Here is a 21,872-nt window from a genome sequence, read left to right on the forward strand (position 1 = left end):
CGTGTCGTCACCACACGACGCGGTAGATTCGCAGCGCGCGTCGCAGCCGCGCATCGCGTCGTCGAGCAGTCGCGCATCGCGCAGCAGGGGGGATTCCGTGACCGTCGCGCCACCGGCGCCCCGCCACGACGTCGCGGCCGCCCGCCACCGGGCCGGACGCGTCAGGCGGCATCCCGGCACCGCGGCGTCCACGAAGAACCTGCGCCTCGAGATCCAGGCCGTCCGTGCCGTCGCCATCGCCGCGGTCGTGGTCTACCACCTGTTCCCCGGCATCCTGCCCGGGGGCTACGTCGGCGTCGACGTCTTCTTCGTGATCTCCGGCTTCCTCATCACGGCGCACATCGCGAAACCGCTCGCCGCCGGCCGGTTCAGCTTCCGTGTGTTCTACGCGCGACGAGCGTGGCGACTGTTGCCCGCGTCACTGGCCACCCTCCTGGTGACGGTCGTGCTCACCGCGGTGTTCGTGCCACGGACACTGTGGATGGACTTCACCGAGCAGATCATCGCGAGCGCGCTGTACGTCGAGAACTGGGCACTCGCCAGCAACTCCGTGGACTACTCGGCGCTGGCCTCCGACTCGAGCATCGTGCAGCACTTCTGGTCGCTGTCCACCGAGGAGCAGTTCTACGCCCTGTGGCCGCTCGTGCTCTGGTTCTGCGCGCGGCTCCGCTACCGCCGCCGCCGTCGCAGCGGGGTCTCACTCGCCCCGGCCATCGCGATCGCGCTCGGCGCCCTGTTCGCACTCTCGCTCGCGTACTCGATCTGGCAGACCGGCGAGTCCTCGGCGGCCTACTTCGCCACCACGACCCGCGCATGGGAGTTCGCCGCGGGCGGGCTGCTCTGGCTCGGGCTGCAACGGGTCCGGATCCCGGACGTCCTCGCAGCGTCGATGGGCTGGGCCGGGCTCGCGGTCATCGCGGTGACGGCCCTGACCTTCGACGCATCGACGCCGTTCCCGGGGTGGATCGCGCTCCTGCCGATCACCGGGACCGCGCTCGTGATCGCCGGCGCGATGCCCGAGGCACGCTGGGGTCCGGGGTTCCTGTACCGGCTCCGCCCCGTGCAGTGGCTCGGCGACGTGTCGTACTCGCTCTACCTCTGGCACTGGCCGCTCCTCATCGTGATGCCCTTCGTGATCGGGCTCGCCAGCGGTGTGGCGACGCCGCTCTGGGCGAAGGGCGTCGTGCTCGCGATCGCCCTCGTGCTCGCACACTTCTCCCGTCGCCTGATCGAGCTCCCGGTGATCGCCTTCTCGACCGAACGGATGCGCGCTCCCCGTCCGCGCCACCGCGGCGTCCTGGTCCTCGCCGTCGCCGGTCTGCTCGTGGTCGCCCTGCCTGCCGCCGGCATGTACGGCTCGGCGGCGCGGGAGCAGGCCGCCGCGACGACCACGGTCGGCGTCACCATCGCCGCCGACGGCACCCTGACGATCCCGTCGTGCTACGGCGCCGCCGCCATGCAGGACGGTGCCGACTGTCCACAGGTCGAGCGGGCCGACATCGTGCCGAGCCCCGTCCAGGCCGCGGCCGACGACTTCGCCGACACGTCGGGGAAGGGCTGCCAAGTCGAGGGCTCGGACACCACGGTCAAGGGCTGCGAGGTCGGCGACCCCGACGGCACCGTGCGACTGGCGATCGTCGGGGACTCCCACGCGGCGAACGTCGTCCCGGCACTGCAGCTCATCGCGAAGGCGCACCACTGGAGCCTCACGACCTACCTGCACTCCGGGTGCCCCATGACCCGGGCGGACATCACGCCGTCCTGCGACACGTGGAAGGCCGACACGCTCGACACGCTGCAGCAGGAGCGGTACGACGTCGTGTTCGTGGCGGCGATGTCCCGGACGCCGTGGCCCGGCGGCATGGTCCGCAAGGCCGACGAACTGACCCCGGCGATCCGCGACCGGGCAGCCGCGGCGTACGCGACGACGTGGGAACGACTGCAGCAGGCCGGGTCCACCGTCGTCGCCCTGCGCGACAACCCCGACCCGAGCATCGGCGGCGTGCCGGACGTGCCGAGCTGCGTGGAACAGTCCGGCGACGGCGACGCGTGCGACTTCAGCGAGGCCGCAGGGCTCCTCGACGACCCGGTGGCGCAGGCCGCGCGGACGACGCCCGGCGTCCGACTGATCGACCCGACCCCGCTGTTCTGCGCCGACGGCACGTGCCCGTCGGTGATCGGCGGGGTCGTCGTCTACCGGCAGGTGCAGCACGTGACCCAGACGTACGCGAGGTCGATGGCGCCGTTCCTCGAGCCCGAGGTCGTCGGCGCGGTCGACGCCGCGCGCACCAGCTGACCGGCGGTGCGGGCATGCTGGGGGCATGACCTTCGAGCAGCACGCACAGTCGTTCGGAGCAGCGGCCGACGCCTACGAGCGCGGACGGCCCGGGTACCCGGACGCCGCGGCCGCCTGGCTCTTCCCGGACGGCGCCCCGCTCGTCGTGGACGTCGGAGCGGGCACCGGCAAGTTCACCCGGACGCTCCTCGGCCACGCGACCGAGGTCGTCGCCGTCGAACCGGACGCCGCGATGCGTGCGCGCCTGCAGACGGCGTTGCCCGAGGTCCGGGCACTGGACGGTGCGGGCGAGTCGATCCCGCTCGGCGACGGTCTGGCCGACGGTGTCACCTTCGCCCAGGCATGGCACTGGGTCGACCCGGCGCGGGGTGCCGCCGAGGTGGCACGGGTGCTGCGCCCCGGTGGCGTGCTCGGCCTGGTCTGGAACGTCCGTGACGAGACGAAGCCCTGGTCCGCACGGCTCGGAGCGCTCATGAAGCAACCGGAGTCCCGGGTGATGGACTACGGCGCACCCGTCGTCGGTGCACCGTTCGACGACGGCGAGTACGAGCAGTTCTCGTGGGTCCACGAGCAGGACCGATCGGCGTTCCTCGACATGGTCGCCTCGCGCAGCTACGTCATCGTCCGGCCCGAGTCCGAGCGGACCGCGCTGCTCGACGCCGTGCAGCGACTGCTCGACGACGACCCGGACACCGCGGGACGAGCGACCGTCCCCGTCGAGTACACGACGTACGTGCACAAGTACGTCCGCCCCTGACGCCACCCCGCGCTACGCTCGACCCGATGCGCGCAACCGTGCGGGACGTGGCAGCCCTCGCCGGGGTGTCGCCGAAGACCGTCTCCAACGTCATCAACGGCGGCGTCGTGGTGCGCCCGGAGACACGGGAACGGGTGGAGCAGGCGCTCGCCGAGCTCGACTACGTGCCGAACCTCTCCGCCCGGGGACTTCGCAACGGCCGTTCCGGGGCGATCGCCCTGACCCTGCCCGAGATGGCCAGCGCCTACTCGGCGGAACTCGCACAGTGGTTCGTGGAGCTCGCACGCGAACGCGGGTGGACCGTGCAGCTCGACCAGACCGGCAACGAGCCGACCCGCGAGCGCGACCTCGTCTCCCGCGCGCGGGCGCACCTCGTCGACGGACTCATCCTCAACCCGGTGTCGCTCAGCGCGAGCGTGCTCGCCTCGACCGAGGGGCTGCCGCCGACCGTCGTCATCGGGGAGGTCGAGCCAGAGCACGTCGACCAGGTGCACGTGGACAGCCGAGCGGCGGCCGAGCAGGTCACGGCGTACCTGCTGTCCCGCGGACACCGTCGGATCGCGATCGTCGGTGCCGCACGGGCCACGGCGGCGACGGCGACGAGCGAACTCCGGGAGCGCGGCCACCGCACCGCGCTGGCCGCCGCGGGCATCGAGCCCGATCCGACGCTCCGCGTGCCGCTGCCCTCGTGGACCACCAGTTCGGCGGCCGAGACGTTCGCGGCCTGGCTCGACGAGCACCCGCTCCCCGACGCGGTCTTCGCCTTCACCGACTCGATCGCGTTCGCCGTGCTCCACGTCCTCGCCGCGCGGGGCGTCCGGGTTCCCGAGCAGGTGAGCGTCATCGGGTTCGACGACGTGGACGGGGCCGCCTACGCGATCCCGGCACTCAGCACGGTGTCGTTCGACCGGCGAGCCTTCGCGACCGCCGCCCTCGACCTGCTCACCCGGCGGATCGCCGAGCGCGACGCCGCACCCGAGACCGTCGTCATCCCCCACCGGATCGTCGAGCGCGCGAGCGTCGCCGACCGCTGAGGGCGGTCTGTCCGCCGAACCGCCACGACGGGCTCGGCGTACGATCCCGCGCATGACCGCCGCTGACCCGTCGATGCCGACGCTCGCCGCCACCGTCCTGCAGTCACCCGAGCCACTCGCGCTCGCCCGGTTCTACGGCGCGCTGACGGGCTGGAGCGTCCACGAGGACGACCCGACCTGGGCGCGCATCCGACCGGCGGACGGGCCCGGCCTCTCCGTGCAGTACGAACCCGCCTACGTGGCACCGACCTGGCCCGGCACCGAGGACGCCCCAGGAATGCAGCTGCACCTCGACTTCCAGGTCGAGGACCTGCCCGCGGCGGTCGCCCGCGCCGAACGGCTCGGTGCCCGCCAGGCGGAGTACCAGCCCCAGGAGGACGTGCGCGTGCTGCTCGACCCCGACGGACACCCGTTCTGCCTGTTCCTGCCGGGCGCCTGACGACCCGCCGGCGAACGGGAGCAGCCGACGCACCCGAGGTCAGGCCGAGCGCGCCGGGTCGGTCGCGGCGAGCACCTCGGTCCGCGTCCGCGGGTCACCGAGGATCCGGAAGTGCCCGCCGACGGGCAGCCGCACGTTGGTTGCTCCGGCGAGCTCGCTGCCCTCCGGGATGAGCGTGTCGAACACCCCGTACACCGACGTGATCCTCGTGTTCACCTCGAGTTCCCGTCCGAGCGCGGCGAGCACCGGGTCCGCCGCCCGGAACGCCCGGAGGTGTGGCACGGGGGCGAGCCGTGCCCACCCGGAGCCGCCGAACGGCGTCGAAACCGCGACCATCCGGTCGATGCGCCTGTCGTCGTCGTGGGTCATCGCGTACTTCCCGATGAGGCCGCCCTTGCTGTGCGTCACGAGCAGCACGCCGTGCAGGTCGAGTTCCTCGAGGGTCGCCAGGACCTCCCGCGCCGACTGCGGCACGGGCCGGACGTTGTGCCGCAACACCGGCAGCACGTGCACCGGGTGACCGCGGTCGTGCAGGGCGTCCATGAGCGGGCGCATGAAGTGCCAGGTCTCGTAGACCCCCGGCACGACGACGACCGGCTGGCCGTCGCCGTCCCGGTAGTCGTCGGCGGTGGTCGGTCCGAGGCTCCGGACCTGCCACCGGATCGCGTACCACCAGTCGAGTGCGGCCCATCCGGCCCGGCGCAGCAACGGCAGGCGGACTGGAGGCGCGACTCGGCCCGCGTCCGTCGGCCCGCCTCCGGGCGTGGTCGGGTCGGTCATCGCAGGCCCTCGAGCGTCCGCACCCGCTGGAACTCGTCGACGAGCCGGGCGAAGGCGACCGGCTGGCGCTCCTGCACGTGGTGCGGCCCCGGCAACTCGACGAGGACGCCCCGCTGCGCGGACGACGCCACCCGCCCGGACCAGTCCTCGCGGGCGATCGGGTCCTGGGTGCCGCGGACGACGAGCACGGGCTGGGTGAGCCGCGGGACGGTGTCCTCGAGGCGGTGCCGGAGCATGGGCCGGAGTTCACGGAGGTACTGCGGCACGCTCCGGAGGTAGTCGGTCGTGAGGACGGTGTTCATCCGGACCCCCTCGACGAACGAGTCCCGCGCGAGGTCGACCGCCTGCAGGACAGCCGACCGCCGCTCCGGCACGATCACGGGGCTGATGAGGACGACCGAGCGGACGATCTCGGGGTGGAGCCGCGCGGCCTCGGCGACGACCTGGGTGCCCATCGACTGCCCGGCGAGGACCAGTTCGCCGGTACCGGCGGACCGCACCGCCCGGACGACGAGGTCGCCGAGCTCCTCGATGGACAGCCGTCGTCCGGCGCCGGGGACCCCGCCGAAGCCGGGGAGGTCGACGCTCACCGTGCGGTGCTCGGCGGCGAGGGCCACCTGCGACCGGTGGAACGAGCGGTGCGACATGCCGATCCCGTGCACGAGGACGACCGTCGGGGCGAGGGAGTCCCGCACGCGTCCCGCGGGAGCGAGGGTGTGGAGGCGCACCCGGAGTCCCCCGACCTCGACCGTCTCGACCTTCGCGCGCACGACGTCGACCGTACGCGGCACTCCACAGTGCGGCGTCAGCGTCGCCATCGTCGGCTCATAGGGAGGCGGTGTGCACTCGTCCCCATGACCGACACATCCTCCACGAGCCCCGCGGACCGCGGCGACACGTCCGTGGACCCCACCATGACGCCGACCCCGTCCGCCGGGCCGGCTCCCACGCACGCGCCCAGCCCGGCCGAGTGGGGAGCGGCTCCGACGCCGACCCCGACCGCGACGCTCGACGCCTCGGCCCCCGCCTCCGCTGACCCGTGGGGTGCGCAGAACCCGTACGCGCAGCAGAACCCGTACTTCCAGCAGTCCGCGCACGCCGGAACGTGGAACGCAGCGGCCCCGGCCGGCACGACGCCGTGGTACGGCTCGGCGGGCACGACGCAGAGGAAGCGCGGACCGAAGCCCCCGTGGTTCTGGCCCGTGGTCGCGGTGGCCGTCGGGATCGCGGCGCTCCTGGTCGGCGGCGGCATCGGGTTCGCCGTCGGACACGCGATCGGCGCGCACACGAGCACGTCGACCACGCAGGTACCGGGCACGAACGGCGGGACGAACCAGTTCCCCGGCGGCGGCACCGGACGGTTCCCGGGCAGCGGCACGCAGGGCGGGACCGGCACGGGTTCGGGCTCGGGCACGGGTACCGGTGCCGGTGCCGGTTCGGACACGAGCGGTTCCGCTTCGAACAGCTGAGCGCTACGCTCCGAGCATGCGCAAGGTCACCGCAGGCCTGTTCACCTCCGTCGACACCGTCGTGGACGAGCCGTACAAGTTCCAGTACGACAGCTTCGACGACGAGCTCGGGGCGGGGATGGGCGCGTTCATGGCCCGCACCGACACCGTCCTGCTCGGGAGGAACAGCTACCTGGAGTGGGCCGAGTGGTGGCCCGCCCACGCAGACGACCCCTTCGGCCAGTGGATCAACCCGATCGAGAAGCACGTGGCCTCGACCACGCTCGGCGACGACCTGGCGTGGGAGAACAGCACCCGGATCACGGGCGACGTCCCGGAGTTCGTCCGCGGGCTGCAGCAGCAGGACGGCGCCGACATCGCGGTGTGCGGCAGCGTCACGCTCGTCCGCAGCCTGCTCTTCGCGGGGGTCCTCGACGAGCTGCAGCTCATGGTGCACCCGGCGATCGCCGGGTCGGGCCGCAAGCTCTTCGAACCGACCGACCCACCCACGCGCCTGCGCCTGGTCGACAGCACCGTGACGAGCAAGGGGAACGTCGTGAGCACCTACGCGAGGCTCGACGTCTGACGGGCGTCAGCCGCGCCTCCAGGTCAAACAGCCCGCGGAACCGCGCGTACCCTCGGTGGTGACCATCTCACCATCCGAGGAAGCCGGAGTCAGCATGCCCCAGGACACCCGCCCGCACGTCGTCATCGTCGGCGGTGGATTCGCCGGTGTCGCCGCCATGCGCGAGCTCGCCGACGCACCGGTGCGGGTGACCCTGGTCGACCGCCACGTCTACAACATGTTCCAGCCGCTCATGTACCAGGTGGCGACGGGCGGGCTGAACGCCGGCGACGTGACGTACTTCCTCCGGAGCCTCCGCGCGAAGCAGAGCAACGCTGAGTTCCGGCACGGCCTGCTCACCGGCATCGACCCGGTCGAGCGGGTCGCCGAGATGTCCGACGGCGAGCACCTGCACTACGACTGGCTGATCCTCGCCAACGGCGTGAACACGAGCTACTTCGGCACCCCGGGGGCGTACGAGTACGCGTACTCGATGTACTCCCGCTCGCAGGCGCTCCGCATCCGCGACGAGCTGTTCACCCGCCTCGAGGAGGCCGCCGCCAACCAGGGCCCCGACGAGATCAAGATCGTCATCGTCGGCGGTGGCGCGACCGGCGTGGAGATGGCCGGTGCGCTCGCCGAACTCCGCGACCAGGCCCTCGTCGGCGCGTACCCGGAGATCGAGCGGGGCAACATCTCGATCACCCTTGTGCACCGCAGCGGCGAACTCCTGAAGCCGTTCGCTCCGCGTCTGCGTCGCTACGCGGCCAAGGTGCTCCGCAAGCGCGGGGTGGTGCTGCGGCTCAACACCGGCGTCTCCGAGGTGAAGCCGGACGGCGTGATGACGGCCGCGGGCGAGTTCATCCCGGCCTCGCAGGTCATCTGGGCGACCGGTGTGGCCGCGCACAAGGAGGTCTCCGGCTGGGGCATGCCGCAGACCCACGGCGGACGCATCCAGGTGAACGACGACCTCAGCGTGAAGGGCGTCGAGCGCATCTTCTCGGCCGGCGACATCGCCGCGCAGGACGACGCGCTCGCCCAGCTCGCCCAGCCGGCGCTGCAGGGTGGACGGCACTCCGCACGGCAGATCAAGCGTCTGCTCGAGGGCAAGCCGACCGAGCACTTCAAGTACTTCGACAAGGGCACGATGGCGACAATCGGCACGAACGCCGCGGTCGCCCAGCTCCGCGGGGGCATCACGATGGTCGGGCCGGTCGCGTGGGCGGCCTGGGTCGCGGTGCACATCGCGTCGCTGCTCGGCAACGGCAACCGGCTGTCGACGCTGTCGCACTTCTTCGTGCGCTACCTGTGGTTCATGCGGAAGCGGGCGATCCCGATCGTCGGCGACGTCCGGCCCGTGCGGCCGAACGGCGACCGCGAGCCCGAGCCGTGGCAGATGCAGAAGGCGGAGTAGTCCGCCCGGCGCGCGGTCGCCCGTTCAGTGAGCAGAAGTGGTCGGGTCCGGAGACGGGACCCGACCATTTCTGCTCGCTGGATGCGGTGGTGCCGACCGGCGACGGCCTGGAGGCGCGGGGCAGGGCCGCCACGCGCCTCCAGGCCGGTCGGTGGTTGCGTGGGGCTGGCGCCGCGCGCGGACCGACCCGATGCGACAACGTCGACGTCGTGCGACAGCGCCTTCGTCGCTCCGCGCGCCGCGCGGCATCCCGTGCGCGCAACGAACGACAACACCGATGTCGTACGACATCGGTGCTGTCGTTCCGGGTCGGTCGGGTCAGCGCCGCGCGGTCACCTCGAAGTAGGCGCCGGCGGCGATGTCCTCGAGCAGCCCCGGACCGGTGGGCTCCCAGCCGAGGAGCTTCCGCGTCTCGTCCGAGGTCGCGGACATCTCCATGCCGAAGAACTGCCCGATGAACCCGAAGTGGGACACCGCGTCGGCCGGGTCGACCGAGGTGACGGGGAGCCCGAGTCCCTCGCCGATGGCCTCGGCGATCGCCCGGGTCGTGATCGCGGTCTCGGCGACGGCGTGCAGCTTCGTGCCGGCGGGCGCCTGGTCGAGGCCGAGCCGGACGAGTCGCGCCGCGTCGGTGACGTGCACGGCGGCCCAGCTGTTCGTGCCCTCGCCGATGTAGCCGGACACGCCGCTGCGCTGCGCGGCGCCGACGATCGCGGCGATGAAGCCGTGGTCGCCCGTGCCGTGCGTGGTCGGGCTGAAGCGGGCGGCGATGGTCCGGACGCCCTGGTCGACGAAGTCGAAGCCGCGGTTCTCGCTACCGCCGCGCATGCTCTCCGGCCCGACGAACGGGTTGGGGTCGGACTCGGTCGAGGGGCGACCCTGTGCGAGTCCGGCGACGCCCGAGGCGACGACGAACGGGCGGTCGGTGCCGACGAGTGCCTCGCCGATCGTCTCGACCGCGGCACGCTCGCTGGCGTTCGTGGCGGCGGCGTTCGCCCAGTCGTGCTTGTTCGCGAGGTGCAGGACGCCCTCGGACCCGGAGGCCCCGCGGCGGATGGCGTCGAGGTCGTCGAGGTCGCCCCGGAGGACGGCGACGCCCTTCGCTTCGAGCGCTGCGGCGGAGGCGTCGGAGCGTGCGAGGCCGGTGACGGCGTGTCCGGCGGCGAGGAGGTCGTCGACGGTGTGGGAGCCGATCCAGCCGGAGGCTCCGGTGACGAACACGTGCATGTGTCTTCCCTTCACAGGTGTCCACGGCGGTGATGTCATGAACTGACATCACCGTAGCACTCGATGTCAGCCGCTGTCATCAGTAGACTGCGCACATGGCCCGATGGCAACCCGGAACCCGTGAACGTCTGCAGACGACCGCGCTGCAGCTGTTCGCGGAGCAGGGCTACGACCAGACGACCGTCGCCGGTATCGCCGCCGCCGCCGAGGTCACCGAGCGCACCTTCTTCCGGCACTTCGCCGACAAGCGCGAGGTCCTGTTCGCCGGACAGGACGACTTCCTCGGCATGTTCACCACCCCGATCGAGGCAGCACCGGCCGACGCACCGCCGTTCGACCTCGTCCGTCGCGCGCTCGAGGCCGCGGCTGCGTTCTTCCCAGAGGAACGCCGTCCGTGGTCCCGCACCCGCCAGGGCATCATCGACGGCAACCCGGCGCTCGGCGAGCGGGAGCTCGGCAAGCTCGCGACCCTGAAGGTCCGCCTGGGCGAGGTCCTGCGCGACCGCGGCGTGCCCGAGCCGGCTGCGACGATCGCCGCCGAGACCGCCGTCACCGTGTTCCACCTGTCGTTCGCCCAGTGGATCGCCGACGACGAGGACCGGCCGTTCGCCGAGATCGCCCGCGAACGGCTCGACGCCCTGACGAGCCTCGTGCACCCCGGTCGTTGAGACCGCTCTTACGTTCCGCGAGCATCCTGTAACGAAACGGTCACGACCCGACGGTCGGTGACCCCCGCAACCCCATCTCGCAGGAGGCGTCCGTGGCGACCACCACGCTCACGCCGGAGCGGACCCGTACCACATCCGCACCGGCCGACACCGACGGCAGGGCCGCACGACCGACGCCCCCGCCGCCGCTGACCCACCGGGCCCCGGCGCTCGACGGCCTGCGCACGGTGGCGATCCTGATCGTGATCCTGTACCACCTGCACGTGCCGCAGTTCGAGGGCGGCTTCATCGGCGTGACGGTGTTCTTCGTCCTCTCCGGGTTCCTCATCACGACCCTGCTGCTCGGCGAGCGGCGTCGCACCGGCCGCATCCGACTCGGCTCGTTCTGGACGAAGCGACTCCTGCGCCTCTACCCCGCGCTGCTCGCACTCGTCGTCGTGGGGCTCGCCCTGTGGAACTGGGTCGGCGACTACAAGGGCGCCTCGTTCTCCCCCGGTGAGGCCGCGTTCATCGCGCTGAGCTACACCGGCAACCTCTTCCGCTCGTACTGGGACACCACGCAGGGCGTGTTCGCGCACACGTGGAGCCTGTCCATGGAGGAGCAGTTCTACCTCGTCTGGCCGCCCGTCCTCGTGCTGCTGTTCGCCCTCCGTTCCCGCCGCCTCTGGCTGATGACGGGCCTCGGCGTGGTCATCGTCGGAGCGGCTGCCGCGTCGTGGCTGAGCTACCGGACCCCGAACGCCGGCGCGACACCGGACGTGTACTTCTCCCCCGTGCTGGGCGTCGTGCCACTGGCGACCGGGTGCCTGCTCGCGCTGCTGCTCGACGACGAACGCATCCGGACCTGGGCGTCCGGGATCGCCGGACACGTCGGCACCTGGGTCGGCATCGGGTTGCTCGCCGGCGTGCAGTTCTGGATCGACGACGACTGGACGCAGCACGCGTGGTCGTTCGGCGTGGTGCTGCCGGTGACCGGACTCATCTCCGCGCTGCTCATCGGCGGCCTGGTATCCGTGCGGTCCCCGCTGTCGGCAGCGCTCGCGTGGCAGCCGATCTCCTGGTTCGGCCGACGCGTGTCGTACTCGGCGTACCTCTGGCACCCGCTCGTGATCGCGCTGCTCGGCACGTTCGCGATCGGCGCCTGGGGAAAGGTGTGGCTCGTCGGCGCCGCGCTCCTCGTGGCCGTCGGTGCTGCCTACGCGGTCGAGGTGCCGGTCGAGAAGGCGCGGAAGCGCTTCCGCGAGGCGCGACGCCTGGTCGCCGCGGACCGGTCCGCGCGCGACACGGCGGACGCGACCGGCTGACCGGACCACGTCCCGGACCGGAGGCACGGGTCGGGCCCGCCCCGCGCCTCCAGTCCGGCTGTTCGAACGTCCTCGCCGCGCGCGAGACGCCGCGCCGCGCGCGAGACACCGCCGGATCCGGCGGTGTCTCGGTGATCGCACGATGTCTCGTGCCCGCGGCGGCGCCTGGGCGGCCAGCGTGCCGCCGTCCGTAGGCTCGGCTCGTGACCACGGAGCGCGTCGACGTCCTCGTCGTCGGCGGCGGCCCCGTCGGCCTCTTCGCCGCGGCGCTCCTGGCGGCGCGGGGCGTCCACGTCGCCGTCTGGGAACGTCGCACGGCCGATCCGACCGGATCCCGCGCGATCGGCATCCACCCGCCGTCCCTCGACGCGTTCGCCGCGATCGACCTCGACGGACCGGTGCTCGCCGAGGCCACCCGGGTCCGCGCCGGCGTCGCCAGGAGCCGGGGACGCGACCTCGGCACCCTGACCTTCGACCGGGTCTCGGCCACGCACCCGTACGTCGTCACGCTCGACCAGCACCGCACCGAGTGCCTGCTGCGCGACCGCCTCGCGGACCTCGCGCCCGGAGCACTGCGGGTCGCCACGACCCTCACCGGACTCGAGCGGCACCCGGACCACGTCGACGCGACCGGCACCGGACCGGACGGCGGCAGCGTGGCCGTGCGGGCGTCGTTCGTCATCGGAGCGGACGGTGCCCGGAGCGCCACCCGCGGTCTGCTCGGCATCACGACGCGTGGACGGGACTACCCGGACCACTACGTGATGGGCGACTTCGCCGACGTCGAGGGCGCCGCCGCCCGGTCCGCAGCGATCGTCGACGTCGGACCCGCCGGGGTCGTCGAGTCCTTCCCCCTGCCGGGAGGCCGCCGCCGCTACGTCGTCCTCGTCCCCGACGGATCCGGGGTGGACGCGCCGCGGCTCGCCTCGATCGTCGCCGAGCGCACCGGCACGGCGCCGGACGGTGCGAGCTGCACGATGCTCAGCGGGTTCCGGGTCCGGCGACGCGAGGCGGTCCGCGTCGGGGTCGGCCGCGTGGTCCTCGCCGGCGACGCCGCGCACGAGATCAGCCCGATCGGCGGGCAGGGCATGAACCTCGGTTGGCTCGACGCCGCCGAGCTCGCGCCGCTGCTCGCCCGGGCGGTCGCGTCCGGCGCGCCCGGCCCGTGGCCGGACCACGCCCGACGACGCCAGGCGGTGGCCCGCCGGGCCGCGCGGCAGGCGGAGGTCAACATGGCCCTCGGCCGTCCGCTGGGCGGGTTGGGGACGATCGGCCGGGAGGCACTGCTCCGGACGGTCCTGTCCCTCCCGACCGCGGACGGGCTGGCCGGGGTCTACGCGATGCGCTGGGCGTGACGGGTCGCGGTGTGCGGTGCCGTTCGGCCCGCGCTGCTCGCTGACGTTGCTCGCGCGGTCACCCCACCAGGCGGGCGCCGGCGAGGCCGAGCTCGACGACCAGGACGAGCGACGAGGCGATCACCAGCCGGAACAGCGTCCGCGACGCCAGGCCCCGCACCACGAGCCGGACCCCCGCCGCCGCGAGCACGACCACCACGACCGTCCCGAGCGCCGCCAGGGCCACCCCGACACCACGCACCGGGTCCGTCCCGGACACCTGCCCGCCGAGCACGAGCAGCGCGGCGACGACGAGCGCTCCGAACGCCGTGACCCCGGCGCCACGGAGCCCCAGCCGGTGCGGGAACCCGCGGACCCCGGTGGCCGCGTCGTCGACGAGGTCCGGCAGGACGTTCGTGCAGTGGATCGCGACGCCGAACACGGCTCCCGTCGCGATCGCCCACCACGCCGGCCAGTCGCCGTCCGGCCCGGCCGACACCGCCACGACCGGGAGCAGCCCGAACGCGACCACGAACGGCACGACCGACCACACCGTCCGCTTCAGGCCGGCGTCGTAGGCCCACCCCGCGGCGACGAGGACGAGGTGCGCGACGGCAGCGACCGGTCCGAGGAACACCGAGAGCACGACCGCGACGCCGGCGGCGACGAACGCCGCGGTCCGGACCGTGCCGACCGCGATCAGGCCCTGGGCCACGGGCTTGTCCGACCGGCCCACCGACCGGTCGCGATCGGCGTCGATCCAGTCGTTCGCCAGCCCGATCGACAGCTGTCCGGCGACCACGGTGAGCGCCACGAGGACGACCAGCCACGCCGGGTGTCCGACTGCGGCGGCGATCACCGCGGCGAGCACGGTCACCGTCACGGTCGGACCAGGGTGGGACGACGCGAACAGCAGGCGTGCGGTCGAGGGTCGGCGGCTCGGGGTCACACGGTCAGCGTACGGACGGGGTACTGCGCGGGCGCCTGCGCAGCGGTCGTCGCCGCTCCCGGACGCAGTCGAGCCGTTCCGGGAGCGCCGCGAAGCCGGCAGACCGGTAGGTCGCGACGGCGCTGTCGAGGCCGCTCGGGGTGCAGACCCACGCGATCGACGCTCCCATCTCGCGGAGCAGTGCCGCGGCAGCGGCGCAGATCGCGGTCCCGTGTCCGGCACGACGGTGGTCGGCGTGGACGCCGAGCGGCTCGATGAGTCCGGGACGGCCGGGGCCCGCCGACCAGACGGTGATCCCGGCGACCGGGACCTGCGCGTCGTCCCTGCCGAGCAAGCAGCTGGCCTCGGCGAACGGCGCACCGGCGGACATCGCGCCCCAGAGCTGGTCGCTGAACGACCCGTTGTCCCAGGCCGATCGGTGCACCGCGGTGAACTCGGACGTGTCCGTGCCATGCACGACCTCGACGTGCAGCGCCGATCCGTGTGCTCCGACCGGTTCGGACAGGTCGAGGGACAACGGCGACCACGCCTCGCCGGCTCCCCATCCGGCAGCGTGCAGCGCTTCCCGCACCGCGGTGCCGTCCGGTACCTCGATCGAAGCGGGGCCGCTCGGGAGCACGCCGGCGCCCGGGTCGGAGACGTCGGCCACCAGGACGCGCGCGAGGCCCGGGTCCGTCCAGCGCTCCGGCGCCACCGTCATGCGGAGCGTGGCCGGCCCGTCGAGGAAGCCGATGGCGACGATCCGCCCGTCGTCCTCCCAGGTGCGGACCGCACGCGCGACCGCGTCCGGCCCGTGACGCCATGCCCAGCCGAGGTCGCCGGGTGGAGCTGCACGAGCGCATCGTCGCGCTGCCACGACCGCAGCGCGTTCACGACACGATCGAGTCCGGCCGGCGAGGGTGACCGCACCACGGTGCCCATCGCCACGTCAGCCGGCCGCCGGCACCTCGCGCGCACCGAACCGGTCGACCAGCTCGCGCTTGAGCACCTTCCCGCTCGGGCCCAACGGCAACGCGTCGAGCACGTGCACGGCGCGCGGGTACTTGTAGGCGGCGATCTCCGCGGCCACGAAGTCGATCAGCTCCTGCGGGGTGACCGCAGCCTCGGCACGCAGGACCACGGCTGCCTCGACCTCCTGGCCGTGCACCTCGTGCGGCACCCCGAACACCGCGGCCATCGCCACGTCCGGGTGGGCTGCGAGGACCTCCTCGACCTGCCGCGGGTACACGTTGTAGCCGTTGCGGATGATCATGTCCTTGGTCCGGTCGACGATCGTCAGGTACCCGTCGTCGTCCTTCGTGCCGAGGTCACCAGTCCGGAACCAGCCGTCGACGATCGCCGCCGCGGTGTCCTCGGGACGGTCGAGGTACCCGTTCATGAGGTTGTGCCCGCGGATCACGAGCTCGCCGATCTCGCCGTGGGGCAGCATCACGATCGCGTCGTGCTGCTCCGGGTCGGCGATCTCGACGTCGATGCCCCACACCGGTGTACCGATCGTGCCGGGGCGTGGCGGCCGTCCGACGTGGTTGAAGGTCGCGACGGGCGAGGTCTCGGTGAGGCCGTAGCCCTCGTGGATCGGCGCGTCGTACACCTGCTGGAACCGCTCGAGCACGGCCAGGGGCAGCGAGGCACCGCCGGAGATTGCGTAGCGCAGGGACGGTCGGGCGTCGGAACGCGTCGCGGCGTCGAGGAGCGCCATGTACATCGTCGGGACGCCCATGAAGACTCCGCAGCCGTGCTCGACCATCGCGGCGAGCGCCGAGTCCCCGTCGAACTTCGGCAGCATGACGATGGTCGCGCCGACTCGGAAGCCGGTGTTCATCGTGCAGGTCTGCCCGAAGGTGTGGAACAGCGGCAGGGCGCCGAGCAGGACGTCCCCGCGGTGCATGTCGAACGTCGTCATCAGGTTCGTGTTGACCTGTTCGAGCAGCGAGAAGTGCGACCCTTCCGCCCCCTTGGGCTTGCCGGTGGTGCCGCTCGTGTACAGGATCGTGGCGGTGTCGAACGGGTGCCGGGGGACGTAGGTGTCGAGCGGTTCCGCCTGCTCCGCGAGCGCTTCGAGCCGGTCCGGGGACCCTGCCGGTGCGAGCACCGTCACCACGTCGACGTCGGCGAGCTCGGCACCGGCCTCGCCCTCGCCGAGCAGCGGTGCGGCGCAGACGAGCAGCGAGGCGCCGCTGTCGCGCAGGACGTACTCGATCTCGCGGCGCTTGAGCAGCGCGTGCACCGGCACCGCGACGGCGCCGAGTGCGAGCGTCGCGTAGTAGACCCGCGGGAAGTCCTCGACGTTCGGCACGAGCATCGCCACACGGTCTCCCGGCCCCACACCGCGGACCCGCAGCGCACCGGCGTACGCGAGCGTCTGGCTCCAGAGCTCGGCGTAGGTGGTGCGCCGGTCGCCGACGATGACGGCGACGTCCTCCGGGTACCGCGCTGCGGACTCGGCGAGGATCGCCGCGACCGAGGCGGTGGCGCTGGTGTGGTGGGTGGCGGTCATGACCGGTCTCCGTCTCCGTCGACGACTCCGTGGACGACTTCTCGGCCGATCCTACGGCCGGGGCCGCTTCCGGATCCGGCCCCCGTTCAGGCGGGAGCTCGCACGCCCAGACGCCGCCGGCCCACCACACCCGAGGCCAGGGCGATGCCGAGCAGCACCACGAGTCCTCCGACCGGCTCGTTCCACCGCACGTGCTCGCCGAGGACCAGCACGCCGAGCACCACCCCGACGACCGGCGTCAGGTAGGTGACCGTCGAGGCACGGCCCGCTCCCCACGCCTGCACCAGTCGCGTGTTCCACGCGTAGGCCAGCCCCGTGCCGACGCAACCCAGGGCTGCCATCGCGGCCACGATCCTCCAGTCCAGCTGCACCGGGCCGGTGGCGATGACGGGCGCGACCAGCAGGAGGAGTCCGGAGGCCAGCGTCAGCTGGACCGTCGCGAGCGTGACCGGGTCGTACGAACTGCCGACCGCGACCCGCCGGAGGTACGCGAGCCCGATGCCGTAGCAGGCGGTCATCCCGAGCAGCGCGACCTGACCCGGGACGCTCGCCAGCACCGCCGGGTCACCGACGACGCTCCACGGCCCGACCAGCACGAGCACCCCGACGATGCCGAGCACGATCCCGAGGACCTGCCGCCCGCGGAGCTTCTCGGACGGCACGAGCACGGCGAGCGCCGCCATCGTCATGATCGGCGTCGTCGCGTTGTAGATGCTCGCGAGACCGGACGGCACCGTCTGCTCGGCCCACGCCATGAGCGACGACGGCACGGCGTTGAGGAACACCGAGACGACGAGCAGGTGCCCCCACACACGCGGTTCGCGGGGCCAGCGGCGTCGGGTCGCGAGCAGGACCGCGACGAGCGTGAGGGCGCCGAGGACCGTGCGCACCGTGGCGACCTGCTGCGGGGCGAGCCCGTCGAGACCGATCTTCGCGAAGAGGAAGCTCGAGCCCCAGGTCAGTGCCACGAGGAGGTAGAGGACCGCGTTCATGTGGCCTAGTGTCGACATCCTCGGCGCATGCGGCAAACGCATGCCGCTCATGATCAGATGAGGAAGACGCATGCCCGTTTCGGTGCCGCAGCTCCGCGCGTTCGTCGCGACCGTCGACGCGGGCTCCTTCACCAGCGCCGCCCTCGCCCTCGGCGTCGGCCAGTCCGCCGTGTCCCACGCCGTCGCCGGACTCGAACGCGAGGTCGGCGGCCCGGTGGTCCGCCGCGGCGCCGCCGCGGTCCCGACCTCGCTCGGGGACCGCCTGCTGGCGCACGCCCGCAGTGTGCTCGCCTCGGTCGACGCCCTGGAGGCAGTGGTCCGGCCCGCCACGGCGCGCGGCACCGTGCGCCTCGCCGCCGTCCCCACCGTCTGCCAGGGCCTGCTGCCGCGGCTCCGCGAGCTCTGGGCGGTCACCCTGCCCGACGTGGACGTGCAGGTCTACGAGGGCGACGACGACGAGATGCCCGAGTGGCTGGAGGCCGGCACGGTCGACGCCGCCGTGCTGGTCGACCCCTCGCCGGTGCCGGACGGCGGGGTCGTCGTCGCGCAGGACGAGATGGCCGCGGTCGTCCGCCGGGACCACCCGCTCGCAGACCTGCCGGCGCTGACCCTCGACGACCTGCACGAGGACGGCCTCGTCGCGGGCGGGGGCGGCTGCGAACGGCAGATCCAACGGTTGCACGAGCTCGAAGGGCAGCCGTTCCGGTGGGCGCACCGCGTGCGGGAGATGAACACCATGTTCGGGATGATCGAACGCGGCGAGGGCGTGTCGATCGTGCCGACACTCGGGCGCGGGATGCTGCCGCCTGACCTCGTCATGGTGCCGATGGCCCGGCGACTCGAACGGACGCTGGTGCTGAGTGGGCCGGTGTCGCGGGAGTGGCACCCGCTGGCGAGGGCGCTCGTCGACGCAGTCTGACGCCGCCGGCCCTCTGACCCGGCACGGAGGGACGCTCGGCAGGATGGGCTGATGGCCGAGACGCACGTGAAGACCTTCACCGATCCGCACGAAGCCGCAGCCGAAGCCGCCGGTCTGGCCTGGCTGGCCTCTGCCGAGGACGCTGGCGGCACCCGGGTCGCCCGGGTCCTCGGACGCCCGACCCCGACCGTGCTCGAACTGGAACTGATCGACAACGGCTCGCCGACCTCGGCGCAGGCGGAGCGCTTCGGACGCTCCCTCGCGCACACGCACGCCGCCGACGCTGACGGATGGGGAACGCCCGCGCCGGGCTTCCCGAACGACGGACCACTCCGGATGGGTCGGTCGGGCACACCGTTCGTCACCGCGGCGGACGCCCCTGCGACCTGGGGGGCGTTCTTCGCCGAGTACCGCATCCGTGACTTCGTCCGCCGGATCGTCGACCGCGGCGGGTTCGACCACGCGCAGGCGGCGGTGTTCGACCGCGTTGCCGATCGCGTGCAGGACGGGACGCTCGGGTCGCCGCAGCCGGCGCTCGTCGGGGACCGTCCGGCGAGGTTGCACGGCGACCTGTGGGCGGGGAACGTCCTGTGGCCGGGCGACCCCGCCGAACCCACCGGCGCGGTCCTCATCGATGCCAACCCGCACGGTGGCCACGCGGAGACCGACCTGGCGCTCCTCGGGCTCTTCGGACTCCCCCGGTTGGAAACCGTCCTCGCCGCCTACGACGCCGAGTCCCGGCTCGCTCCGGGCTGGCAGGAGCGCGTGGAGCTGCACCAGCTCGCACCGCTGCTGCTGCACGTGTTCCTGTTCGGCGGCTCGTACACGGGTGCCGCGCTCCGGGCGGCGCAACGGTACGCCTGACCTCGCACGGTGCGAGGTCAGCAGCGGCACGGTGCGAGGTTCCGCGCAGTGTGCGACCCGCGGGGCATCCCACGCTGCGCGGAACCTCGCACACTGCCGCCCGCCCGCGAACCTCGCACGCTGCCGCCCGCCCGCGAACCTCGCACGGTGCGAGGTCAGCCGCGCGCGGCGGCTCTTAGGAACCGCCAAGCCCCGCCATCGGGTCGTTCGGGGAACGCCCGGAATCCTCACTGGCATGACCACGTACCCGATACCCGTGACCGATCGACGCGACCGCGCGCACAGTGACGCGCGGGATCGGCGTCGCAAGCCCCTCGCACGCCTCTTCCTCGGCGAACGCGAGGACGCCCGCTGGCTCCGCCCGGCGTTCTGGGCGCTCCTCGTCGTGACGGCGGTGGTGTACCTCTGGGACCTCAGCGTCTCCGGGTACGCCAACAGCTTCTACGCCGCAGCCGTCCAGGCCGGCACGAAGTCGTGGGAGGCGTTCTTCTTCGGCTCGCTCGACTCGTCGAACTTCATCACGGTCGACAAGCCGCCGGCCTCGCTCTGGGTGATGGTGCTGTCGGCGCGGCTGTTCGGCTTCTCGAGCTTCAGCCTCCTGCTCCCTCAGGCGCTCATGGCCGTCGGCTCGGTCGCCCTGGTGTGGGGTACGGTCCGCCGCACCCTGGCCCGCCTCGGCGCGACGACCGCGAACGTCGGTGCGCTGCTCGCGGGGTTCGTGGTCGCGGCGACCCCGGCGGCGGCGTTGATGTTCCGCTTCGACAACCCGGACGCGCTGCTCGTGTTCCTGATGACCGCGGGCGCGTACTGCACGGTCCGGGCGCTCCCGCGCGGCAGCTGGAAGTGGATCGCCCTGGCCGGTGTCGCCCTCGGCTTCGCGTTCCTGACGAAGATGCTGCAGGGGCTCCTGGTCCTGCCGGCGTTCGGGCTCGTGTACCTGTTCGCCGCCCGCACCACCTGGGGCAAGCGGGTTGTCGGCCTGCTCATCGCCGCGGGCTCCCTCGTGGTCTCCGCCGGGTGGTGGGTCGTCGCCGTGTGGCTCTGGCCGGCGGAGTCCCGCCCGTACATCGGCGGGTCGACGAACAACACCGTCCTGGACCTGGTGTTCGGTTACAACGGCCTCGGCCGCATCTTCGGCGGGTCGGGCAACGGCGGCGGTGGAGGCGGCATGACCGGCGGCACCGCGGGCTCCTCGTTCGGCGGCTCGACCGGGCTGAACCGACTGTTCTCGTCGGAGATGGGCCTCGAGATCTCCTGGCTCCTGCCCGCGGCGCTCATCGCGCTGGTGCTCGGTCTCGTCGTCGTCGGCCGCCGGCACCTCGCCGATCCAGCTCGTGCCGGACTCGTCCTCTGGGGCGGCTGGCTCCTCGTCACGGGGCTCGTCTTCTCGTACATGTCCGGGACGATCCACCCCTACTACACGGTCGCGCTCGCCCCCGCGATCGCCGGTCTCGTCGGCACCGGAGGCGCGCTCCTCTGGCACGCACGCGAGCGGTTCCTGGGTCGCCTCGGCCTGGCCGCCATGATCGGGATCACCGCGTTCTGGGGCTGGTGCCTGCTCAACGAGAACCCGAGCTGGATGCCGTGGCTGCGCTGGGTGATGCTGTTCGGCGGGCTGCTGTCCGCCGCGGTGATCGTCATGGGCAGCGTGCCGACGCTCCGCAAGCTCGTCACCGTCGGTGTCCTCGCCGGCACGCTGTTCGGGCTCACCGGCACCACCGCCTACGCCCTCGCGACGACGACCGTCGCGCACTCCGGGTCGATCCCGAGCGTCGGTCCGGCGGGCAGCAGCTCCGGCGGCACGGGTGGTGGTGGCGCGGGTGGCGGTCTGCCTGGAGGCACGGGGGGACCCGGTGGGTCGGCCTCCGGTTCCGAGACGGACGGCTCCGACAGCACGGACGGCACCCAGCAGGGTCCCGGCGGCACACCGCCCGAGGGCATGACCGGCGAGATGCCCGGCGGATCGGCCGACGGGACGTCCGGCGGTGCGCCGAGCGGCACCGGAGGCGGCACGGGCGGCGAGGGATCGACGACCTCGTCGGCACTGCAGAAGCTCCTCGAGGCCTCGGACGCCAAGTGGGCCGCCGCGGTCAACGGTTCGCAGTCGGCGGCCCAGATCGAGCTCGACACCGACACCGCCGTGATGGCGATCGGCGGCTGGTCGAGCGACCCGGCGCCGACGCTCGCCGAGTTCAAGGCCTGGGTCGCGGCCGGCGACATCGGCTACTACATCTCCTCGGGGACCGGTGGCGGCATGGGCGGCGGATCGTCCACGGCCTCCGCCATCCAGGAGTGGGTCGCGGCGAACTACGCCAGCACGACGGTCGGCGGCCAGACCGTCTACGACCTGAGCGCCACGAAGTGATCGGCGACGAGGGCGCGGTG

At 72.7% G+C, this 21,872-nt stretch carries 20 protein-coding genes; 13 read left to right on the top strand and 7 right to left on the bottom strand.

Going from position 1 to position 21,872, the window contains the following annotated elements:
* Nucleotides 1-97: 97 nt before the first annotated feature.
* Genes CRP27_RS08200 through CRP27_RS08215 form a run of 4 tightly spaced genes read left to right on the top strand, consistent with a single transcriptional unit; the run spans nucleotide 98 to nucleotide 4,526 of the window.
* On the top strand, nucleotides 98-2,296 hold the full coding sequence (locus tag CRP27_RS08200; RefSeq protein ID WP_176505513.1) for an acyltransferase family protein: 2,199 nt from the start codon (nucleotides 98-100) through the stop codon (nucleotides 2,294-2,296).
* Nucleotides 2,297-2,321: 25 nt separating this feature from the next.
* Entirely contained in the window at nucleotides 2,322-3,053 is a 732-nt protein-coding gene (locus CRP27_RS08205; RefSeq protein WP_097180169.1) for a class I SAM-dependent methyltransferase, read from the top strand.
* A 26-nt stretch (nucleotides 3,054-3,079) separates the two neighbouring features.
* Nucleotides 3,080-4,087, top strand: coding sequence for a LacI family DNA-binding transcriptional regulator (locus tag CRP27_RS08210; RefSeq protein WP_097180170.1), 1,008 nt, complete (start codon nucleotides 3,080-3,082; stop codon nucleotides 4,085-4,087).
* A gap of 52 nt (nucleotides 4,088-4,139) precedes the next feature.
* Nucleotides 4,140-4,526, top strand: coding sequence for a VOC family protein (locus tag CRP27_RS08215; protein WP_255257484.1), 387 nt, complete (start codon nucleotides 4,140-4,142; stop codon nucleotides 4,524-4,526).
* Nucleotides 4,527-4,565: 39 nt separating this feature from the next.
* Here the strand turns inward: CRP27_RS08215 and CRP27_RS08220 are convergent, their stop codons facing one another.
* Both CRP27_RS08220 and CRP27_RS08225 read right to left on the bottom strand, forming a co-directional pair.
* Nucleotides 4,566-5,306, bottom strand: a complete 741-nt coding sequence (locus CRP27_RS08220; protein ID WP_255257485.1) for a triacylglycerol lipase — start codon at nucleotides 5,304-5,306, stop codon at nucleotides 4,566-4,568.
* Nucleotides 5,303-6,076 (bottom strand): alpha/beta fold hydrolase, encoded by a 774-nt coding sequence (locus CRP27_RS08225; RefSeq protein WP_176505514.1) that lies wholly within the window; start codon nucleotides 6,074-6,076, stop codon nucleotides 5,303-5,305. The genes CRP27_RS08220 and CRP27_RS08225 overlap by 4 nt, the downstream gene beginning before the upstream one ends.
* Nucleotides 6,077-6,160: 84 nt before the next feature.
* Here CRP27_RS08225 and CRP27_RS08230 point away from each other — a divergent pair, with 84 nt between their 5' ends.
* The 3 genes from CRP27_RS08230 to CRP27_RS08240 are packed head-to-tail and all read left to right on the top strand — an operon-like array spanning nucleotide 6,161 to nucleotide 8,733.
* Nucleotides 6,161-6,775 (top strand): hypothetical protein, encoded by a 615-nt coding sequence (locus tag CRP27_RS08230; RefSeq protein WP_097180172.1) that lies wholly within the window; start codon nucleotides 6,161-6,163, stop codon nucleotides 6,773-6,775.
* Nucleotides 6,776-6,791: 16 nt separating this feature from the next.
* On the top strand, nucleotides 6,792-7,340 hold the full coding sequence (locus CRP27_RS08235) for a dihydrofolate reductase family protein (RefSeq protein WP_097180173.1): 549 nt from the start codon (nucleotides 6,792-6,794) through the stop codon (nucleotides 7,338-7,340).
* A gap of 58 nt (nucleotides 7,341-7,398) precedes the next feature.
* The gene (locus CRP27_RS08240; protein ID WP_255257486.1) at nucleotides 7,399-8,733 is read left to right on the top strand and encodes an NAD(P)/FAD-dependent oxidoreductase; all 1,335 of its coding nucleotides are present in this window, start codon (nucleotides 7,399-7,401) and stop codon (nucleotides 8,731-8,733) included.
* Nucleotides 8,734-9,051: 318 nt separating this feature from the next.
* Here CRP27_RS08240 and CRP27_RS08245 read toward each other — a convergent pair whose 3' ends face one another.
* Nucleotides 9,052-9,960 (bottom strand): SDR family oxidoreductase, encoded by a 909-nt coding sequence (locus CRP27_RS08245; RefSeq protein ID WP_097180175.1) that lies wholly within the window; start codon nucleotides 9,958-9,960, stop codon nucleotides 9,052-9,054.
* A 95-nt stretch (nucleotides 9,961-10,055) separates the two neighbouring features.
* On the opposite strand from CRP27_RS08245, the gene CRP27_RS08250 reads away from it, so the two are divergent.
* The 3 genes from CRP27_RS08250 to CRP27_RS08260 all read left to right on the top strand — a co-directional run bounded on the left by CRP27_RS08250 (nucleotide 10,056) and on the right by CRP27_RS08260 (nucleotide 13,287).
* Nucleotides 10,056-10,628: a TetR/AcrR family transcriptional regulator gene (locus CRP27_RS08250; RefSeq protein ID WP_097180176.1), complete on the top strand. Its 573-nt coding sequence runs from the start codon at nucleotides 10,056-10,058 to the stop codon at nucleotides 10,626-10,628.
* A gap of 92 nt (nucleotides 10,629-10,720) precedes the next feature.
* A complete protein-coding gene (locus tag CRP27_RS08255; RefSeq protein WP_176505515.1) occupies nucleotides 10,721-11,932 on the top strand; it encodes an acyltransferase in 1,212 nt (403 codons plus the stop codon).
* A gap of 203 nt (nucleotides 11,933-12,135) precedes the next feature.
* Nucleotides 12,136-13,287, top strand: coding sequence for an NAD(P)/FAD-dependent oxidoreductase (locus tag CRP27_RS08260; protein WP_097180178.1), 1,152 nt, complete (start codon nucleotides 12,136-12,138; stop codon nucleotides 13,285-13,287).
* 58 nt (nucleotides 13,288-13,345) lie between these two features.
* On the opposite strand, the gene CRP27_RS08265 is transcribed toward CRP27_RS08260, so the two are convergent.
* The 4 genes from CRP27_RS08265 to CRP27_RS08280 all read right to left on the bottom strand — a co-directional run bounded on the left by CRP27_RS08265 (nucleotide 13,346) and on the right by CRP27_RS08280 (nucleotide 17,704).
* Nucleotides 13,346-14,215, bottom strand: a complete 870-nt coding sequence (locus tag CRP27_RS08265) for a UbiA family prenyltransferase (RefSeq protein ID WP_097180179.1) — start codon at nucleotides 14,213-14,215, stop codon at nucleotides 13,346-13,348.
* Nucleotides 14,216-14,219: 4 nt separating this feature from the next.
* A complete protein-coding gene (locus CRP27_RS08270; protein WP_255257487.1) occupies nucleotides 14,220-15,071 on the bottom strand; it encodes an N-acetyltransferase in 852 nt (283 codons plus the stop codon).
* 72 nt (nucleotides 15,072-15,143) lie between these two features.
* On the bottom strand, nucleotides 15,144-16,712 hold the full coding sequence (locus CRP27_RS08275) for a long-chain fatty acid--CoA ligase (RefSeq protein WP_097180180.1): 1,569 nt from the start codon (nucleotides 16,710-16,712) through the stop codon (nucleotides 15,144-15,146).
* An 86-nt stretch (nucleotides 16,713-16,798) separates the two neighbouring features.
* Nucleotides 16,799-17,704, bottom strand: coding sequence for a DMT family transporter (locus CRP27_RS08280; protein ID WP_097180181.1), 906 nt, complete (start codon nucleotides 17,702-17,704; stop codon nucleotides 16,799-16,801).
* Nucleotides 17,705-17,774: 70 nt separating this feature from the next.
* Between CRP27_RS08280 and CRP27_RS08285 the strand changes: the two genes are divergently transcribed.
* The 3 genes from CRP27_RS08285 (at nucleotide 17,775) to CRP27_RS08295 (ending at nucleotide 21,852) form a co-directional block, all read left to right on the top strand.
* A complete protein-coding gene (locus CRP27_RS08285) occupies nucleotides 17,775-18,623 on the top strand; it encodes a LysR family transcriptional regulator (RefSeq protein ID WP_097180182.1) in 849 nt (282 codons plus the stop codon).
* Between the two features lie 51 nt (nucleotides 18,624-18,674).
* Complete coding sequence (locus tag CRP27_RS08290) at nucleotides 18,675-19,487, top strand: fructosamine kinase family protein (RefSeq protein WP_097180183.1); 813 nt, start codon at nucleotides 18,675-18,677, stop codon at nucleotides 19,485-19,487.
* A gap of 235 nt (nucleotides 19,488-19,722) precedes the next feature.
* Nucleotides 19,723-21,852, top strand: coding sequence for a glycosyltransferase family 39 protein (locus CRP27_RS08295; RefSeq protein WP_255257488.1), 2,130 nt, complete (start codon nucleotides 19,723-19,725; stop codon nucleotides 21,850-21,852).
* Nucleotides 21,853-21,872 lie beyond the last annotated feature (20 nt).

Source organism: Curtobacterium sp. 314Chir4.1 (genome assembly GCF_900215175.1).
GTDB lineage: Bacteria > Actinomycetota > Actinomycetes > Actinomycetales > Microbacteriaceae > Curtobacterium > Curtobacterium pusillum_A.

Coding starts and splice junctions, on each gene's coding strand:
- CRP27_RS08205 (WP_097180169.1), top strand. CDS start 2,322: ATGACCTTCGAGCAGCACGCACAGTCGTTCGGAGCAGCGGCCGACGCC.
- CRP27_RS08210 (WP_097180170.1), top strand. CDS start 3,080: ATGCGCGCAACCGTGCGGGACGTGGCAGCCCTCGCCGGGGTGTCGCCG.
- CRP27_RS08215 (WP_255257484.1), top strand. CDS start 4,140: ATGACCGCCGCTGACCCGTCGATGCCGACGCTCGCCGCCACCGTCCTG.
- CRP27_RS08220 (WP_255257485.1), bottom strand. CDS start 5,306: ATGACCGACCCGACCACGCCCGGAGGCGGGCCGACGGACGCGGGCCGA.
- CRP27_RS08230 (WP_097180172.1), top strand. CDS start 6,161: ATGACCGACACATCCTCCACGAGCCCCGCGGACCGCGGCGACACGTCC.
- CRP27_RS08235 (WP_097180173.1), top strand. CDS start 6,792: ATGCGCAAGGTCACCGCAGGCCTGTTCACCTCCGTCGACACCGTCGTG.
- CRP27_RS08245 (WP_097180175.1), bottom strand. CDS start 9,960: ATGCACGTGTTCGTCACCGGAGCCTCCGGCTGGATCGGCTCCCACACC.
- CRP27_RS08250 (WP_097180176.1), top strand. CDS start 10,056: ATGGCCCGATGGCAACCCGGAACCCGTGAACGTCTGCAGACGACCGCG.
- CRP27_RS08275 (WP_097180180.1), bottom strand. CDS start 16,712: ATGACCGCCACCCACCACACCAGCGCCACCGCCTCGGTCGCGGCGATC.
- CRP27_RS08280 (WP_097180181.1), bottom strand. CDS start 17,704: ATGAACGCGGTCCTCTACCTCCTCGTGGCACTGACCTGGGGCTCGAGC.
- CRP27_RS08285 (WP_097180182.1), top strand. CDS start 17,775: ATGCCCGTTTCGGTGCCGCAGCTCCGCGCGTTCGTCGCGACCGTCGAC.
- CRP27_RS08290 (WP_097180183.1), top strand. CDS start 18,675: ATGGCCGAGACGCACGTGAAGACCTTCACCGATCCGCACGAAGCCGCA.
- CRP27_RS08295 (WP_255257488.1), top strand. CDS start 19,723: ATGACCACGTACCCGATACCCGTGACCGATCGACGCGACCGCGCGCAC.